This window comes from Streptomyces sp. NPDC060209 (assembly GCF_042728155.1).
Classification (GTDB): domain Bacteria; phylum Actinomycetota; class Actinomycetes; order Streptomycetales; family Streptomycetaceae; genus Streptomyces.
The window spans coordinates 27,574-44,139 of sequence record NZ_JBHWZS010000018.1 but is presented as its reverse complement, the minus strand read 5'-3'; the positions used below and the strand labels follow the sequence as shown (position 1 = coordinate 44,139).

The 16,566-nt window shown below is 68.2% G+C and carries 17 protein-coding genes and 1 pseudogene; 9 read left to right on the top strand and 9 right to left on the bottom strand.

What is annotated here, in order from left to right; all coding sequences use genetic code 11:
• Positions 1–30: 30 nt before the first annotated feature.
• Complete coding sequence (locus ACFWFI_RS06190) at positions 31–1,020, top strand: endonuclease/exonuclease/phosphatase family protein (protein ID WP_387386139.1); 990 nt, start codon at positions 31–33, stop codon at positions 1,018–1,020.
• A 120-nt stretch (positions 1,021–1,140) separates the two neighbouring features.
• On the opposite strand, the gene ACFWFI_RS06185 is transcribed toward ACFWFI_RS06190, so the two are convergent.
• On the bottom strand, positions 1,141–1,938 hold the full coding sequence (locus tag ACFWFI_RS06185; RefSeq protein ID WP_387386103.1) for an SDR family NAD(P)-dependent oxidoreductase: 798 nt from the start codon (positions 1,936–1,938) through the stop codon (positions 1,141–1,143).
• Positions 1,935–2,831 (bottom strand): helix-turn-helix transcriptional regulator, encoded by an 897-nt coding sequence (locus tag ACFWFI_RS06180; protein WP_387386101.1) that lies wholly within the window; start codon positions 2,829–2,831, stop codon positions 1,935–1,937. Before ACFWFI_RS06180 ends, ACFWFI_RS06185 begins: the two co-directional genes overlap by 4 nt.
• Before the next feature lie 258 nt (positions 2,832–3,089).
• Between ACFWFI_RS06180 and ACFWFI_RS06175 the strand changes: the two genes are divergently transcribed.
• From ACFWFI_RS06175 to ACFWFI_RS06165, 3 genes are all read left to right on the top strand, one after another.
• Positions 3,090–4,199 (top strand): cation diffusion facilitator family transporter, encoded by a 1,110-nt coding sequence (locus ACFWFI_RS06175; protein ID WP_387386098.1) that lies wholly within the window; start codon positions 3,090–3,092, stop codon positions 4,197–4,199.
• Between the two features lie 370 nt (positions 4,200–4,569).
• Entirely contained in the window at positions 4,570–6,480 is a 1,911-nt protein-coding gene (locus tag ACFWFI_RS06170) for a multicopper oxidase family protein (RefSeq protein ID WP_387386096.1), read from the top strand.
• Positions 6,481–6,637: 157 nt separating this feature from the next.
• Complete coding sequence (locus ACFWFI_RS06165; RefSeq protein WP_387386093.1) at positions 6,638–7,195, top strand: pyridoxamine 5'-phosphate oxidase family protein; 558 nt, start codon at positions 6,638–6,640, stop codon at positions 7,193–7,195.
• Between the two features lie 84 nt (positions 7,196–7,279).
• On the opposite strand, the gene ACFWFI_RS06160 is transcribed toward ACFWFI_RS06165, so the two are convergent.
• The gene (locus ACFWFI_RS06160) at positions 7,280–8,686 is read right to left on the bottom strand and encodes a cytochrome P450 (RefSeq protein ID WP_387386092.1); all 1,407 of its coding nucleotides are present in this window, start codon (positions 8,684–8,686) and stop codon (positions 7,280–7,282) included.
• Between the two features lie 297 nt (positions 8,687–8,983).
• Here ACFWFI_RS06160 and ACFWFI_RS06155 point away from each other — a divergent pair, with 297 nt between their 5' ends.
• Both ACFWFI_RS06155 and ACFWFI_RS06150 read left to right on the top strand, forming a co-directional pair.
• Complete coding sequence (locus ACFWFI_RS06155; RefSeq protein WP_387386089.1) at positions 8,984–9,337, top strand: hypothetical protein; 354 nt, start codon at positions 8,984–8,986, stop codon at positions 9,335–9,337.
• 2 nt (positions 9,338–9,339) lie between these two features.
• Positions 9,340–9,669, top strand: coding sequence for a DUF6233 domain-containing protein (locus ACFWFI_RS06150; RefSeq protein ID WP_387386086.1), 330 nt, complete (start codon positions 9,340–9,342; stop codon positions 9,667–9,669).
• Between the two features lie 52 nt (positions 9,670–9,721).
• Here the strand turns inward: ACFWFI_RS06150 and ACFWFI_RS06145 are convergent, their stop codons facing one another.
• Positions 9,722–10,081: a DUF6204 family protein gene (locus tag ACFWFI_RS06145; protein ID WP_387386084.1), complete on the bottom strand. Its 360-nt coding sequence runs from the start codon at positions 10,079–10,081 to the stop codon at positions 9,722–9,724.
• A 165-nt stretch (positions 10,082–10,246) separates the two neighbouring features.
• On the opposite strand from ACFWFI_RS06145, the gene ACFWFI_RS06140 reads away from it, so the two are divergent.
• The 3 genes and pseudogenes from ACFWFI_RS06140 to ACFWFI_RS06130 form a co-directional block, all read left to right on the top strand.
• Positions 10,247–10,438 carry an ArsR/SmtB family transcription factor gene (locus tag ACFWFI_RS06140; protein WP_387386137.1) on the top strand — a complete coding sequence of 64 codons (192 nt, stop codon included), beginning with the start codon at positions 10,247–10,249 and terminating at the stop codon, positions 10,436–10,438.
• Entirely contained in the window at positions 10,435–10,824 is a 390-nt protein-coding gene (locus tag ACFWFI_RS06135; protein ID WP_387386082.1) for a VOC family protein, read from the top strand. The genes ACFWFI_RS06140 and ACFWFI_RS06135 overlap by 4 nt, the downstream gene beginning before the upstream one ends.
• 18 nt (positions 10,825–10,842) lie before the next feature.
• Positions 10,843–11,186 (top strand): annotated as a pseudogene (locus tag ACFWFI_RS06130) (AAA family ATPase); the annotation flags it as partial.
• A gap of 26 nt (positions 11,187–11,212) precedes the next feature.
• Here ACFWFI_RS06130 and ACFWFI_RS06125 read toward each other — a convergent pair.
• From ACFWFI_RS06125 to ACFWFI_RS06105, 5 genes are all read right to left on the bottom strand, one after another.
• Entirely contained in the window at positions 11,213–12,070 is an 858-nt protein-coding gene (locus ACFWFI_RS06125; protein ID WP_387386079.1) for a PaaX family transcriptional regulator, read from the bottom strand.
• Between the two features lie 162 nt (positions 12,071–12,232).
• Complete coding sequence (locus ACFWFI_RS06120; RefSeq protein ID WP_387386076.1) at positions 12,233–13,609, bottom strand: cation:dicarboxylate symporter family transporter; 1,377 nt, start codon at positions 13,607–13,609, stop codon at positions 12,233–12,235.
• A 349-nt stretch (positions 13,610–13,958) separates the two neighbouring features.
• Positions 13,959–14,993: an alcohol dehydrogenase catalytic domain-containing protein gene (locus ACFWFI_RS06115; protein ID WP_387386074.1), complete on the bottom strand. Its 1,035-nt coding sequence runs from the start codon at positions 14,991–14,993 to the stop codon at positions 13,959–13,961.
• 94 nt (positions 14,994–15,087) lie between these two features.
• The gene (locus tag ACFWFI_RS06110; RefSeq protein WP_387386071.1) at positions 15,088–16,074 is read right to left on the bottom strand and encodes a quinone oxidoreductase family protein; all 987 of its coding nucleotides are present in this window, start codon (positions 16,072–16,074) and stop codon (positions 15,088–15,090) included.
• Between the two features lie 29 nt (positions 16,075–16,103).
• Positions 16,104–16,523 carry a (R)-mandelonitrile lyase gene (locus ACFWFI_RS06105; protein ID WP_387386069.1) on the bottom strand — a complete coding sequence of 140 codons (420 nt, stop codon included), beginning with the start codon at positions 16,521–16,523 and terminating at the stop codon, positions 16,104–16,106.
• Between the last annotated feature and the right edge of the window lie 43 nt (positions 16,524–16,566).

Below are 16,566 nucleotides of genomic sequence, written 5' to 3'. Positions count from 1 at the left end.
GGTGCCCGGCGCGTGCGTATCCGCCGGGCGATCCGCGGCCTGTCCGGCCCGGACCCGTGGAAGCGCGGCCTGGTATTCGCGGCGCTGGCACTGCTGCTCGGCCTGCTCCTGCTGCTGCACGCGCAGATCACGGACAAGGGCGGTCTCGGCAGCCTGGTGGAAACGTTCCTGCCATGGTTCGGCCTGTTCATCCCGGTACTCCTTGCCGGGGCGGTGTGGCGCCGCTCCGCCGCGGCGGGGCTCGCGCTGCTGCTGCCGATCGTGGCGTGGCTGAGCCTCTTCGGCGGACTGCTCCTCGACAAGTCCCAGCGGGGCGGCGACCTCACCCTGGTCAGCCACAACGTCAACGCCGAGAACCCCGACCCGGCCGGCACCGCTCGCGACCTGGCCGCCTCAGGGGCAGACCTGCTGGCGCTCCAGGAGATGCCCCCGCAGGCCACGGTTGCGTACGGGAAGGAGTTGGCGAAGGCATACCCGTACCACACGGTGCAGGGCACAGTCGGGCTGTGGAGCAAGCTGCCGCTGTCCGACTCCCGGTCGGTCGACGTCCTGCGGGGCGATGCCGGGCCGCTGGCGAAAACCCGGCGGGCCGAGGACCTTCCCGTGGACCCGCCCCGGGCGCTGCGCACAACGGTGGCCACGGATCAGGGGCCGTTGGTGGTGTACGTGGCGCACCTGGGGTCGGTGCGGCCGATGCCCAGGCACGGTTTCTGGACGGACTCGCGCGACGTCGGCGCCCTCGCACTTGCCAAAGCACTCGCATCCGAGCAGAACGAGCGGGTGGTGGCACTCGGCGATATGAACGGCACCACCGACGACCGTGCGTTCGACGGCCTCACCTCGCAGCTGCACTCGACCCAGGAAGCGGCCGGAGACGGCTTCGGCTTCAGCTGGCCGGCGTCCTTCCCGATGGCGCGGATCGATCAGATCCTGGTCAGGGGCATGGAGCCGAAGAGCTCGTGGGTACTGCCGGCCACGGGCAGCGACCATCTACCGGTGGCAGCACGCATCAGCTGGTGAGCGCTGCCGCCGGCCGGTACCGCGACAGCTCCACATGACACGGTTCAGCAGCCGGCCGCCCTCGCGGCCGTCAACGTCTGACCGCACCGGCGCAGAGGGCCCCGGCAACCACGCGAGGCTTCAGCTGCGGGGCCTTGCCATGCGGGCGTGTCGTGCGGCCTTGAGCGTTTCGGGCAGGAAGCGGTTCTTCAGGGCGGTGCGTTTGGTAGACGGGTCGCCTCCGACGACTTCGGCGTGTCCGTTCATCAGGGCGAGGAAGCCCTGACGAGCCACGTCCTTGCGGCTGTTCTTCTTCATGCCGGGGCCGAAAGCCGTGTCGTCCATACCGGCGCGGGCGTGGAAATCGCTGTCGGTCGCGCCGGGCATGAGCGTGGTGACACTGACGCCGTGCTCCTTGAGTTCTTCGCGCAGGCCGAGGGCGAACATGCGGGTGAAGGCACGGGAGGGCCCGTACACCGTCTCGTACGGCGTGGGCAGGGTCGCGGACAGCGACGAGGTGATCAGGATCCGGCCCCGTTGACCGGCCGCCATGTGCCGGGCGACGTGCTTGGCCAGATGGACCACGGAGGTGACGTTCAATTCGATGAGGCTGAGTTCGTCGTCGAGGTCGGTGTCGAGGAAGGCTCCGCCGATGCTGCGCCCGGCGTTCAGCACCGCCACGTCCAGGAAACGGCCGGTCTGCTCCACCGCGCGCCACACGGTCTCGACGCCGTCGGCCTCGGCGAGGTCGGCTCGTACGGGGACGACCTCGCCGCCGTACCGGGCCAGGTCAGCGGCTGCTGTGTCGATCTTGCCGCTACGCCCCGTCGCCACCAGGTCGAAGCCGTTGATGGCGAACAGCAGGGCGAGTTCGTAGCCGATGCCGGAGGAGGCTCCGGTCACCAGGGCCAGCGGCCGGGGGGTGGCGAGGCTGCTCACGGGGTGCTCCGTTCCGTAGGAGAGGAGGTGGACCGCAGCGGTGCGGTGGTTGTGGGGTCTGCGTTCCAACTGGCCAGGAGCCGCCAGGCCTCCTGCGAGGCCTGGTCGGAGGCGGGCATGTAGAGGAAGAGGGTCTGGTCGTCCTCGCCGGGGAGGGAGAACGCCTGGTATTCGATGGTCAGGGGCCCGACCAGAGGGTGGCGGAAGCGCTTGTGGCCGAAGGTCCGGTTGAGGACCTTGTGGTCGTCCCACCAGCGGCGGAACTGCTCACTCTTCACCGTCAGCTCGCCCACGAGCTCGGCGGTGCGGGTGTCGTCGGGGTGACGGCCGGCGTCCAGGCGCAGGATCGCGGTCATCTCCGCCGCGATCTTCTCCCAGTCCGCGTACAGTTCGCGTGCCTCGGGGGCGAGCACGATCCATCGGGTGAGATTGCGGTCCCGGTAGGGCATGGCGTCGAAGTCTGCGAGCAGGGCCCGGCACAGGTGGTTGGTCGCCAGGACGTCTCCTCGTCGGCCGAGGATGAAGGCGGCGTGGTCGTCGAAGGAGTCCAGGAAACGCCGGATCCCCGGGCGGGCTTTCTGCACGGTGGGTGTGCGCCGCCGAGCCTTGACGGCCTTGGGTCTGACCAGGTCGAACAGGTGGGCGCCTTCGGCGTCGTCCAGGCGCAGCGCCTCCGCAATCGCCGTCAGGACGCTGTCCGAGGGAGTGATGTCACGTCCCTGCTCGAGCCTGGTGTAGTAGTCCGTGCTGACTCCGGCCAGTTGCGCCACCTCCTCGCGGCGCAGGCCCGGCACACGACGGTAGGCACCGTGCTCGGGCAGCCCCACCGATTGCGGGGTGATCCGGGCACGGCAACGGCGGAGGAACTGGCTGAGGTCGATGTTGCTGGCCATGTCTTCCATGTTCCCCGCTCCGGGCCGGTCTCGCGTCGGCAAGGGTGGGTCGCTGCGTCCTAGGAACCGGCTGCGGGAAGACCCGCCTCGCATCGCCTGCCACTCGTCCCGCGGGCGGCCGAGGAGCAGTTCGACAGGCCTGTCGCAGGAGATTGCCGGCCTGCTGCCGCCGGGGCGCTGTTGCAAGCCCGTCGCACCTGGTCACAGAGGGTATGACGGTCATAGCTGCAATCGACTCCGTGTGCCACGGTGGCGGGCATGGAGGGGAATCAGCACACCCACACACACGACCACCACCACGAACACGGACCCGCCCCCACGGGCAACGAGCATCGGCACAGGTCGGCCGGCTCCAGGCTGGGCCGACTGCGGCACCGACTCGCCCATGCGCTCGCGCCTCACAGCCACGAGGCCGCTGACAAGGTCGATTCGGCGATGGAGACCTCCCGCGAGGGAATGCGCACGCTGTGGATCTCACTCGGCGTTCTGGGAGCAACCACCGTCGTCCAAGCCTTGATCGTCGCCTTGTCCGGATCGGTGGCACTGCTCGGGGACACGATCCACAACGCCGCCGACGCCCTGACCGCCGTCCCGCTGGGCACAGCGTTCCTGCTCGGGCGCAGGGCAGCGAACCGCCGCTACACCTACGGATACGGCCGCGCCGAGGACCTCGCCGGCATCCTCATCGTGGCAACCATCGCCGCTTCCGCCGCCCTGGCCGCCTGGGTGGCCGTCGACCGCCTGCTCAATCCCCGTGACATCACCCATCTTTGGGCCGTCTCCGCCGCCGCGCTGACGGGGTTCATCGGCAACGAGTGGGTCGCCCGGTACCGCATCCGCACCGGGAGGAAGATCGGCTCCGCTGCCCTGGTCGCCGACGGCCTGCACGCCCGCACCGACGGCTTCACCTCCCTCGCCGTACTGCTTGGATCCGGAGGCGCAGCGCTCGGATGGCAGGTGTCCGACCCGGTCGTCGGACTGCTCATCACTGCCGCGATTCTGTTCGTCCTCAAGGACGCCGCCCGCGAGGTCTACCGGCGCTTGATGGACTCCGTCGACCCCTCTCTCGTCACCACGGCGGAGAGCGCATTGCAGGGAGTGGAGGGAGTACGCGGCATCGGACCGGTACGGATGCGGTGGATCGGCCACGCCCTGCGAGCCGAGGTCGACATCGTCGTCGATGCGCACCTGACGGTCGTCCAGGCCCATGAACTGGCGGTCGCTGCCGAACACGTCCTGATCCACGCAGTCCCCAGGCTGACCGCCGCGACGGTCCACACCGACCATGCCCCCGCCACCGGCGCCGACCCCCACGCCGCCCTCGCACACCATGCCGGTCGACGCCGGGGCGATGTCTACGGCGGCTGAGGGTTCCGCGGAAGACGGTCGCGGGCACTGGCGAGCGCAGGCCGAGAGAGCCTGGATCTCCGCCGCTCGTCCCCGACAGTCCAGGGGGCGCAGTACGCGAATGACGACTGGAGCGCCGACCTCGCGGCCGGCATGGCCGAGGTCCCAGGTTCTTCCCGATATCCCGAAAGATATATGTGTGCAGACTGGCGGTAATAATTCGATTTCAATTCCAATTCCTACCGAATTTCTGCCGAGATAGTCTCAATGAGTTGCTTTCCCGGACCGGACCGGCGTGCTGCGACAACGCTCCGAACCAGCCGTGTATCCCTGGCACGTCACATGAGGCGAGGGAAGGCTGGAGACGATGGTTGAGCGAAGGAAATTCCTCATGGTCGGCGCCCTGGGTGGCGCGGCCATGCTTTCCACAGGGTGTTCCGGGAGCACAGGCGCATCGTCGACCGGTCACGGCACGGGGACGGGGCACGGTCACGGAAGAGGGTCTGCGGACACCCCGGTGCAGCAGACTCCTCCGCTCGAGAAGTACGTCGATCCACTACCCAGACCGATGACGGCCATCCCGGACCCTTCCGTCTATCCGGGCGCCGACTACTACGACATCACGATGCGGCAGGGCTCGTGGCGATTCCACCGGGATCTCGGGCCGGCAACCGTGTGGGGTTACTGGGCGAGGAACCCGCGCGATCCTCACAAGGCGATCGGAATGGGCTATCTCGGGCCGACCATCAGCGTGACCAAGGACCGCCCGACGGTCGTCAAATACCGCAACAAGTTGCCGACCACCCACCTGTTCCAGTCCGTGATCGACGCCATTCGCGAGGGGGACCCCGAGCTCACCCCGGACGCGCCGCCTCCCTACAAGAGCGAACCGCCTTTCCCCCCGAATATCAACGTGTGGAACGTCGTGCACCAGCATGGCGGTTTCACGGCACCACAGTCCGACGGCATGCCCCTGCAGTCGTTCAGCCCGGACGGCTTCCACGCGGAGGGTTACGCCACCCTGGACCCGAGCCGGGTCGAACGCAACGAAACGATCAGCGGCTACACCAACCACGACCAGGCGTGCATGCTCTGGTATCACGATCACGGCATGGGGATGACCAGCCTCAACGTCTACGCGGGGCTCGCCGGTCTCTACCTCGTTCGTGACCCCGCCGACGAGCGGCTCGGGCTGCCGCGAGGCGAATACGAGGTCCCCCTCATCCTGCAGGACCGAACCTTCAAGCGGGACGGCTCGCTCGCCTACACCATGACCCAGCAGGAAGGCGAGGACACCCCGGTCGTCAACGGAAAGGCGTATCCCTTCCTGGCCGTCGAGCCGCGACGCTACCGGCTGCGCATCCTCAACGCGTCGAACGAGCGTTTCTGGCGACTGAGGTTCGACGTTCCCAGGGATGTACTGCCTCAGCCCACACTGCCGTTCTGGCTGATCGGAACCGACGGCGGCTTCCGTGCTCCGTTGCGCATGCTGAACTTCCTGATCGGGTCGGCCGAGCGGTACGACCTGATCGTCGACTTCAGTCAGATGCCCATGGGCACGAAGGTCACATTGACCAACTACAACGCGCCGGTCCACTACCCCGGCGGCGGCGGACCGGAAATCTCGGAAATCATGCAGTTCCAGGTCACCAAACGACTGTCCGGAGGCGGGGACAGCACGACGCCTCCGAAGAAGCTCAAGCTGCCGGAGGTCGCACCTGTCGAGCCGGAACCGGACACCCGTCGGCGGGAGTGGGTTCTGTACCAGCACAAGCTGTTCGGCACCATGACATTCAACGCGGTGCCATTCATGGAGCCTTCCCAGGACTTCATCAAGGTGGGCTCGACCGAGATCTGGGAGTACATCAACCCCAACCACGACGCCCACCCGATGCATGTCCACCTCGTCAACTTCCAGGTCTTGAACAGGCAGCCGATCGACGCAGCGGGATACCAGGCGGATTACGAGAGGTGGCTCGACGACGGCCGCAAACCGGAGGATCGACCGGTGTTGGCGAACTATCTCACCGGCCCGCCGATTCCGCCGGACCCGGACGAAGCACGGTCCTACAAGGACACCGTCAAGTCCTATCCGGAGACGGTGACCAGAATCATCATCAAGGAATTCAGCCCGCCGACGGGTATGATCGCGTCAATTCCGGGCAGCGGCGCCGAATTGCCGGCGACGTACATCCATCACTGTCATATTCTCGAACACGAGGACGATGACCTGATGCGCCCGTGGACGATCGTCGGCCAAGACGGCGAAAGTGGCGAAGACGGCGGCGGCCACGGCAAATGACGGGGTGATGTACCTGCGCGTGCCGGTCCGCACCCATGGGGCCCGGGGCGGGGCCCCTGCTTCGCCGAGCAGGGGCAGAACGTGGTTGCCGATCAAAACAATGACGCAACCAGCGGCGTCCCGGCCGTTGGGGGAAACATAGAGAAGGAGAGCCGCCATGCCGGCACAGGGAGCTGGGCAGCAGCCCACGACCGAGCTCGACGCCCGCTACAGCTCCGCGCTCAATCCCCGCCCGGGTGCCGCGGACGTGACCGCCACCCAGTGGGATGAGGCACAACAGCAGTTGGAGACGGCTGAGATCTTCTGGGTGTCCACGGTGCGGCCCGACGGCCGGCTGCACGTCACTCCTGTGATCGCCGCCTGGCACGGCGGGGTGATGTATTTCTCCACCGGTGCGCTGGAGCAGAAGGCAAGGAATCTCGCTCGTGACGGGCACTGCGCAGTGACCACCGGAAGGAACTCACTCACCGACGGGCTGGACCTCGTGGTCGAGGGCGAGGCGGAGCGGGTTGTGGATCCGGCGGTGCTGGAGGAGGTGATCACGGCGTACGAGACGAAGTACGGGCCACACATCACGTCACCCGAGGGCACCTTCCACGGGATCGGCGAGGCATTCCGGAGGGGGGACGCGGTGGTGTTCGCGGTGACTCCGGCGACCGCCTACGGCTTCGGTCGCGACGACGGTGTCTACAGCCACACGCGTTGGACGTTCTGAGACCGGGCAGAGCCTCGTCGAACGATCGCCGCAGGCTCACGCCCCTCCGGCTCGCTCCTGCTCGCCGGAGGGGCCGGAATCCGGTCAGCCGACGGATGCCGGGCTCACGGTGGCCGTCCGGCGGGAGAAGACCATGTCCAGCCGGTCGGGTTTCACGGTGACGACCGCTTGAGGACGGGGCGGTCGCGACGTGAGTTCCAGGTGCGGCCAGGTCTGGAGGATGGCCGCCAGGATGATGTGGAGTTCGGCCCAGGCGAAGTTCTCACCTATGCACTTGCGCCGCCCGTCACCGAAGGCGAGGAAAGCTCCGCGGATGGTGGCAGCAGACCCAGGGCCCCAGCGGTCCGGGTCGAAGGTGTCGGGGTCGGGAAAGTACTCGGGGTCGTGCTGGTGGAGATAGGGACTCCACACGACGTCGGCACCTTCTGGAATCGAGTGGTCCCCCAGGTCGATGTCACGGGTCGCCGTCCGGGTCACCATCCAGGCCGGCCCGTACTTTCGCACGGCCTCCTGCAGCACCTGGCGGGCATAGGGCAACTCCTCGAGATCGTCGAAACGCAGAGTCCGGTTCTCGCAGACGGCAGCCAGCTCGGCACGCAGGCGCCGCTCGACCTCCGGATGCCGGGTGACCTCGTAAAGGGTCCAGGCAAGGGTCGCCCCTGTCGTTTCGATGGCTCCGGTCAACAGGGTGATGGCCTCGTCCTGGAGGTGCTGACGAGTGAGGGGCTCGGGTGCGGTGAGCAGGGTCTCGAAGAGCCCGGCCTGCCGGCCCGCGTGCGGGCATCCCGCGGCGTCCCCGGGAATGGACGTGCCGGCGTCCAGACGGCCTGCGTGGTGGTCGATGGCCTGATCGATCAGGGTACGCAGACGGGCGACACGGCGGGCGTGGGCTCGGTTCGCCGGGAGCGGCAGCCGGGTGACCCAGGACGGCAGGATGGTCTGGCGGATCGTGCCCTTCATGATCTCGGGCATGAGCCGGGTGAACTCGCCCTGCAAGTGGGCCGGCAGGTCGGTGCCGAACAGAGCGACGAGGAACGACGCGAGGGTCACATCGTTCATGTCCGCGAAGACGTCGCGCTGCTCGCCGTCCTGCCAGGCACCGACCATCGCCGAGACCTGGTCGATCATGGCGCTGCCGCGGGTGGCTATGTGCGCTTTGTTGAACATCGGCTGCATAAGACGCCTGTTGCGCAAATGGGTCTCCCCGTCGGCGACGGTGGCCAGTCCGTCGCCGAAGAACACCCGCAAAGCGTCGATTATCTTTCCGCCCTTCGCGAAATGGGCGGCGTCAGTGACGAGAACCTGTCGAGTGAGCGCAGGGTCGGTGACCACGTAGGCGGGTGTGGTGCCAATGCGTATACGCACGACACGGCCGTACTCACGCAGGGAAGTGATGAAGGGCAGCGGGGCGCGGGCCAAGTGGTGGGCGTGACCGATCAGCAGGAGCCCGCCGGGCGCGGTCGGGGCGGAGGGGGGAAGCGGGGCGTTCACGGTATTCGGCACTCCTCGTGGGGGGGGTCGCTGAGATGCGGCCCATGCATGCCCAAGATCAAACCCGGGAATGCCACCCGCAGGTGATCAATGCGTCACGCACACGCACACGCCCGCGCCCCGTAGCTCCCCGACCTCCTCAAGACTTCGAGCCGCGACAGCATGCCGGAAATCCCGGGCCGGCGGCCTGCCCCAGGAGGCCGACGCCCTTCAGCGGTCAGGCCTGAGGACAGGCCGGCTGCGGGGACCTGCCCGCCGCACTCGCACAATCAAATCGAACAGACGTACTATTCAAGTGTGCCGACGTACGACTTTCCCCAAGACCTGCGCGACGCCCAGATCGCCCTCCACCGGACCCGCACGACCCTGGAACGCTGCGCCGCGGGCCTCCCCTGGGCCGCCGACCCGATGGCAGGGCGGCAGGCCGAGAGGCAGCTGCGCAGCGACTACCGGTCCGGGACGGCGGACAGGCCAGGGCGCACCCCCGAGCAGTGCGACGAGGTGTCCCGGCTCCGGAAGCAGCTGCTCGACCTCAGCATCACGGTGACCAACCACCCCTACTGGACAACGGTGGACAGGAGTGGCGCAGTCGATGTCCGTGCGGCGCCCGAGCACGCCCACAAGAGAGTGGCCACGGACGGGGCGCCGTAGCCGTGGCCGGGTCCGGCGGAATATCCCGGCTCGAGAAGTGGCGGGCGACGCGCGAGTACCTCGCCTGGCAGCTTCGGCTTGTCGACCACCGGATCCGAGAGCTCGAGGCCCAGGAGCAGCGGGAGAAACGCCGGCGGGCGCAGGCGCGGGCCGAGCAGTCATGGAAGATCCAGCCACAGCGCTCCAGCTCGAGCGCCCTGCTGCACCGCGGGAACTGCACGATGTACAGGAACGGCTCCGGGTTCATCAGCCGCGAGGAAGCGATCATCGCGCTCGCCGAGCCCGATATGGAGGCCTGTCAGATCTGCAACCCACAGACCGGACTGCAGTGAGACGAGGCACCCGGCTGGACGCGTCACCCGGTGTAGCGCGCCGTCGGCAGGATCAGACGTTTTTCTGGGCCGCAGCGCGCCGCTGCCGCTTGCCGAGGGGCGCCTGGGAAAGGTCCTCGGCATTGCTCCTGAGGTTCTTGTAGCCGTAGCCGCGTTCGGCCAGCCACGTCATCGCCGCACCTTCAGCCCGTTCGGTCGCTTCCAGGATGTCCTCTTCTTCGTCCCCGGAGTCCAGGAAGCGGAAGGTGAAGGCCGAGCGTGCGGCCACGTCGTAGCTGAGGTGTCCCTCAGTGGTGAAGGCCGCGCGCAGGACGTCGTGCTCCGCAGCACGGGCCAGGAGCTCGGCCCGCTGATCAGCGCCGAGTCCGTCGAAGACACCACGGACCGTGATTCGGAAGGTACGAGTACTCATCCCACGACCCTAACCAGTGCGATCGTCGCAGCTCCACCGGATTTCTCCCGGAGCGCGGTGGGCAGGGTGGGCCATCACCCCCAGCCGGCTCGCGACACGACCGCGCCACGGCTTGATAGGCAAGTGAGCATTTGCCTACTGTTCGAGATCTGCTCGCGGCTGAGCATGAAGCACCGGCTCGGCATCTCGCGCCAGGCGGTCTCCCAGCACCTCGCGGTGCTGGAGGCAGCCGGGCTCGTCGAGACCCGGCGGGAGGGCCGCTACAAGTTCCACAACCTGAACACAGCCCCTCTGCGGCAGATCGCCGAGCGGTGGCTCATGCCCGACGCATCCGGACCGGAGAAGAGCACCCCATGAAGATCCATCTGACCAGCGTCTTCGTCGACGACCAGGCCAAGGCCCTGCGCTTCTACACCGAGATCCTCGGCTTCGAGAAGAAGCACGACGTCCCGGTGGGCGAGAAGGACCGGTGGCTGACCGTCGTCTCGCCCGACGAGCCGGGCGGCACCGAACTCCTTCTGGAGCCCGTCGGGCACCCGGTCGTCACGACCTACCGCGACACGCTCGTCAAGGACGGCATCCCGCTCGCCCAGTTCGCCGTCGACGACGTGAAGGCGGAGTACGAGCGCCTGCGCGGCCTCGGCGTCCTCTTCACTCAGGAGCCGATGGAGATGGGTCCCGTCACCACCGCCGTCTTCGACGACACCTGCGGCAACCTGATCCAAATCGCGACACAGCCGTAGTTGACGATCGGCGGCGCGGTGCCCGGACCGTGGTTGCAGGACACGGCCAAGAGGCTGCGGGCGATCAGCGACGAGTCGCCGGACCGTTCCTACTAGCGGGCCGACGTGGTGCGAACGCTGGTGGTGACCTTCTGGCAGGCCGGCACTCATTGGTGCTCGGCCCACCCGGAACGGTGAAGTCCGAGATGGCCCGGGAGCTCACGAGCAGGGTCGAGGGGACGGCATACCGGGAGATCCTCCTGTCGAAGTTCACCGCGCCGACGAGGATGTTCGGTCCCATCGACGTCGCCGCACGGACCCGAGGTGAGTACCGACAGGTCTACGACGGCCGCCCCACAACCGCGTATGCCGCGATCTACGACCGACAGTGGGCCGATCGCGCTCAGAGTCACTTGGCGCGGCTGTGGATGAGAGTGAGGGCGTGTTCCTGTGCACGCCCCCTCAGGATGTCGTCCAGTTCGTCGAAGAGCGCACCTGCGGTGCTCCCGTTCCAGTCGGGCGGGAGCAGCGCGAGGGGAATGCCGGGATCGCGATACGGCAGTCGGCGCCACTCGGTGAGCATGGGGACGTAGGCCCGGAAGGCCTCTCTCGGAGTGGCCCGGGCCCAGGAGGAGGGATCGGCGAGCGGGCTGTAGCGGCGGAGGAAGTCCGCGTACATTTCGGTGAGTTCGTCAAGGTCCCACCAGGTGCTGACCTTGGTCCGCAGGTCTGCGAACGCGAGATGCTCCGCGCCGAAGATGTCGGCGTAGCCGGAGAGTTCACGGCGCTCCAGCGTTCGCCGTGTCTCCGTGGCGAGGTTTCCCGGGGCGATCCAGACCCCTGGGGCCGCGGTGCCGAAGCCCAGCCGGGTCAGGCACGTGCGGAGTTCGTGCCGCTTCTCCCGCTCGGTCTCGGGCACGGAGAACACGACGAGGAGCCAGCCGTCTTCGACGGTTGCCCGAGCACGCTCGAAGATCCGTACATCGCCTTCGGCGAGGGTGCCCAGCGTGGAGTCGGCCAGGGAGTACCCCGCCTTGCCCTCGTGACGCACGCTGTCCAGGATTCCTCGGCGCTTCATGCGTGACACCGAAGACCGCACCGCGGGTGCTTCCACGCCGAGGTCGGACATGATCCGCACCAGGGACGCCACCGAGAGCCAGTTCGCCTCACCCCGTGCGTACAGTCCGAAGAGGGTCGTGATCAGCGGGCCGTGGCGGGTGTCGCGGTTCGCCGCACCGGGAGTTTCCGATCGGGTTGCCGCCGTCATGTCCGCACCATCGTCCCCGTAGCCGAGCCGCTCACGAATCCCCCAGCCTAAGGGATGTCGTGCACGGCCCGGCCCGGGGCGGATCGGGGCCTCATGCCAGGCGGGTGCGCCTGACCTGGCTGCGCGGTTCCCCGTGCGAGTCCTCCCCGAGGGTCTCGGACCTCAGCTGCCGGTAGGTTGCTTCAGGGCCACGGTGCCGACCCCGCCGACCTCAGACGAAGGCTCGGGCTCGGGCTCGGGCTGGAAGCTGATCTCTCCGTCGAGCACCTTGCGCATCCTGGCCTTGTCCAGAGCGCCCTCCCACTTGGACACCGCGATGACGGCGACACAGTTGCCCAGGAGATTGGTCGCCACACGCATGGTGTCCATGATCCGGTCCACCCCGAGAAGGAGTGCCACAGCGCCGGCGGGGATCACTCCGAGCGCGGACGCGGTGGCGGAGAGGGCGAGGAAGGCCGAACCGGGCACGCCGGCCATGCCCTTGCTCGTCAGCATCAGCACGACGACGACGGTGATCTGCTGCCCGAGCGTCAGGTCCACGCCGACGGCCTGGGCGATGAACAGGGTGCCGATGGACAGGTAGATCGACGCGCCGTCAAGGTTGAACGAATACCCTGTCGGAAGGACGAGCCCGACAGCGTCCTCACGGCACCCGGCCTGCCGAAGCTTCTGCATCATGCGCGGCATCACCGCCTCGCTGGACGCCGTGCCCAGTGCCAGCAGCATCTCCTCGCGCGTGTAGCGGACGAACTTCCACAGGCTGACCCCCGTGAACGCCTTCAGGGCCAGTCCGAGGAAGACGAGGAACACGAGTGCCACGGCGTAGCAGACTCCGATGAGCTTGCCGTACGTCGACAGCGCGCCGAGCCCGTACTCCCCCACCAGATGGGCGGTGGCACCGAACACCGCCAGCGGAGCCAGCTTCATGATGAAGCCGACCACCGCGAAGACGACCTCCTGGGCCTGTTCGATGGCGGGGAGGATCGCCGGAACCCTGGACTGGCCCAGATGCAGCAGCGCCGCACCTACCAGGCAGGCGAGTACGAGCACTTGGAGCAGGGAGTTCTCCGCGAAGGCACCGACGGCGCTGTCCGGCAGCGAGTGAAGGATGAACTCCGAGGTCGACGGCAACGAACCGCCGCCGGTCTTCTCATCCACGGCGGACGCGTCCAGCGATGCCGGGTCGACGTTCATTCCGCTGCCCGGCCGTACCAGGTTGCCCGCCAGGAGACCGACGGCGAGAGCAAGGGTCGTTGCGACCTCGAACCAGATGAGCGCCTTGAGGCCTATGCGTCCGAACGCCTTCAGATCCCCGGCCTTGGCGATGCCCGCGATCACCACGCAGAAGACGAGCGGCGCGATCATGGCTTTGATCAGTCGGACGAACCCGTCCCCGAGCGGCTGTACCGCGGATCCCAGTTGAGGCCACAGCCGACCGACGACTACCCCCAGCAGGAGGGCGAGAGCAACTTGCGCGAACAGTGAAGTACGGAGGAAACGGGCGGTACGTCGGGCCAGTGACGGGCTGGCGTCCGGCATGAGGCACTCTCCAGACAATCATATTCCACGATACGGAATTAAACTTCCGTCGACTGCCCGCCACTATGACCGCTCGCCCCGTCCAGTGGAAGATGCCCGCAAGAGGGAAGATCTTTTTTGGTGATAACTACAACGCGCCGGTGAGGCCCGCCCGGACCATGCGCGCGCAGTACCGCGTGCCCGGGCCGGATGCGCCGCGCTCGCTCGCTGTTCGAGCACACGGGACACGGCGTCCTGGAGATCGTCAGGACGCAGGGAAACCCGCATACGGCGCCGCAGGGTGACGCGGCATCGCATACGGGTTCCCGGTGGTGCGGTTCACCGGCCGCACCGGGCCGGTCGGCTCCCGTCAGGGAGTGACGAGGACCTTGAGAGCTTCGCGGCGGTCCATGGCGCGGTAGCCCTCGGGGGTCTGCTCCAGAGTGACGGTGCGATCGAAGACACGACCGGGTTCGACGGTGCCGTCCAGGACGGCGGGGAGCAGTTCGTCGATGTAGGCGCGGACGGGCGCGGGGCCGCCGGTCAGGGTGACGTTCGGGCCGAAGAGGCTACCGAAACCGACGGGCGCGTCCTCGTACTGGGGGACGCCCACGCGGCTGATCACTCCGCCCGGCCGGACCGCGCCGAGCGCCATCTCGTAGGCGGGCATGTGCCCGACGGCTTCGAGTACGGCGCGGGTGCCGTGGCCGCCGGTCAGGTCGCGGACCTTGGCGATCCCCTCTTCCCCGCGTTCGGCGATGACGTCGGTGGCACCGAAGAAGCGTCCCAGGTCGGTGCGGGCCTTGTGCCGGCCCATCAGGATGATTCGCTCGGCACCGAGTCGCCTGGCAGAAAGGACGGCGAGCAGTCCGACGGCGCCGTCGCCGATGACGGTGACCGAGTCACCGGGACGCACCCGTGCCTGGTGGGCGGCGTGGTAGCCGGTGCCGTACACGTCCGCCAGGGTCAGCAGCGAGGGCAGCAGCGCGGCGTCGACGTCCTTGGGGAGCTTGACCAGGGTGCCCTGGGCCTGGGGGACGCGGACTGCGTCGGCCTGGGCCCCGCCGACTCCGGCGGCGAAGAAGCCGCCGTTCGGGCAGGAGGTGTGCAGGCCCTCGCGGCAGAACTCACAGGTGTTGTCGGCGAAGGCGAACGGTGCCACCACCAGGTCGCCGCGCTTCAGACCGGAGACCTCGGAGCCGAGATCCTCGACGGTGCCGAGGAACTCGTGGCCCATGGGCACAGGTCCGTCAGCGGCGTTCAGCGTGTGGAACGGGTGCAGGTCGCTGCCGCACACGCAGGAGCGAACGACGCGCACGATCGCGTCGGTCGGCCGCTCGATGACCGGGTCGGGGGCGTCCTGGACACGGACGTCGCCGGCTTCGTACATGAAGGTGGCCCGCATGGGGACAACTCGCTTTCTCGTTGCGTGGTTCTTGGTGCTCTGCCGCCTGCCGGGGGGCACGGACGGCAGGTACGGGAACTGCTCGGTAGCGGAATCAGGGGACGCTGAGGACGGTTTTTCCGAGGGCCTGGTGGCTGCGGAGTCGTGCGGTGGCCTCGGCGGCGGTGTCGAAGGAGAAGGTGGCGTCGATCAGGGGCCGTACACGTCCGTCGGCGACCGCGTGCAGCAGCCGTTCACCGGCCGCGGCGATGACGTCGCCGAGTTCCGCGGCCCGGGTGAAACCGAAGGACACTCCGTGCAGGCGCAGGTGGCGGTAGGCCAGTGCGTCCAGGTCGATGGTGGAGGCGGCCCGGTCGAGGCGGCCGATGTTGACCACGGCGCCATCGGTGCGGGTGGCGGGCAGGCAGGCGGCGAAGGTCCGGCCGCCGACATGGTCCAGGGCTATGTGGACACCGGCACCGCTGGTGGCGGTGAGCACCGCCTGAGTCATGTCCTGTTCGCCGGTGATGACGACGGTGTCGGCTCCGGCGTTCAAGAGGAGGTCGCGCTTGGCGGCGTCGCGGGTGGTGGCGATGATCCGGCTCGCGTCCAGGGCGCGGGCGATCCGCACGCCGATCAGGCCGATGCCGGAGGTGGCGCCGGTGATCAGCACCGACTGCCCGGCCTGGAAGCCGGCCACGGCGAGGGCGCCGTGCTCGGTGAGCAGTCCGGTCGGCAGGGCGCATGCTTCCTCGTGGCCCAGTTCGTCGGGGACGGGCAGGACGTGCCGGCGGTCGGCCCGCACGTACTGGGCGAAGCTGCCAGGTGTCGTGCCCATCACCCGGCTGCCGACGGCCGGCATGTCGGCCCCTTCGCCGACGGCGGTGATCTCACCGGCGAACTCGAAGCCGGCCTGGTACTCCTCGCCCGTGCCGCCGGCCGTGGGGTCGGCGGCGGCGAGCATCGCGGCGTCCGCGTTGTTGAGGGCCACCGCACGGGCACGCACCACGACCTGTCCGGGGCCCGGTTCGGGCACAGGGACCTGGCGCGGTGTCCAGTCAGGGCCGGTGCCGCCGAACAAGGCGGTCATCGTGGCAGGCATGAACGGGGGTCTCCCTTCGCGTGCGGGGTTCAGCGGCTGCGGGTGCGCGGGCCGGCGTACTGCTCTTCGGTGACCTTCTCCAGCCAGCTGGTCTCGGGTCGGTCGTCGCCGGGAGCCGGGGCTTCCCACAGCGCCAGGTGCTCCATGAAGCGGTCCTCGGTGGCGCCGTGCCAGTGCTCCTCGCCGGGCGGGCAGGTGACCGTCTCGCCGGGGTGGGCTTCGAGGACGGTGCCGTCACGGGTACCGATCAGGGCAGTCCCGGCGACGATGTGGAGGGTCTGGCCGACGGCGTGGTGATGCCATGCGGTGTGGGCGCCCGGGGAGAAGCGGACCATGTTGGCGCGCATCCTGGACGGCTCGCTGCCGGCGTATAGGGCGTCGAACCACACGTCTCCGGTGAACCAGTCCTCCGGTCCCTTCGCCGTGGCCTGCTGCTTTACGAACTCCATGTCGCGCTGTTCCTCTCGTCTCGGGCCAAAGGGTGCGCCGTGT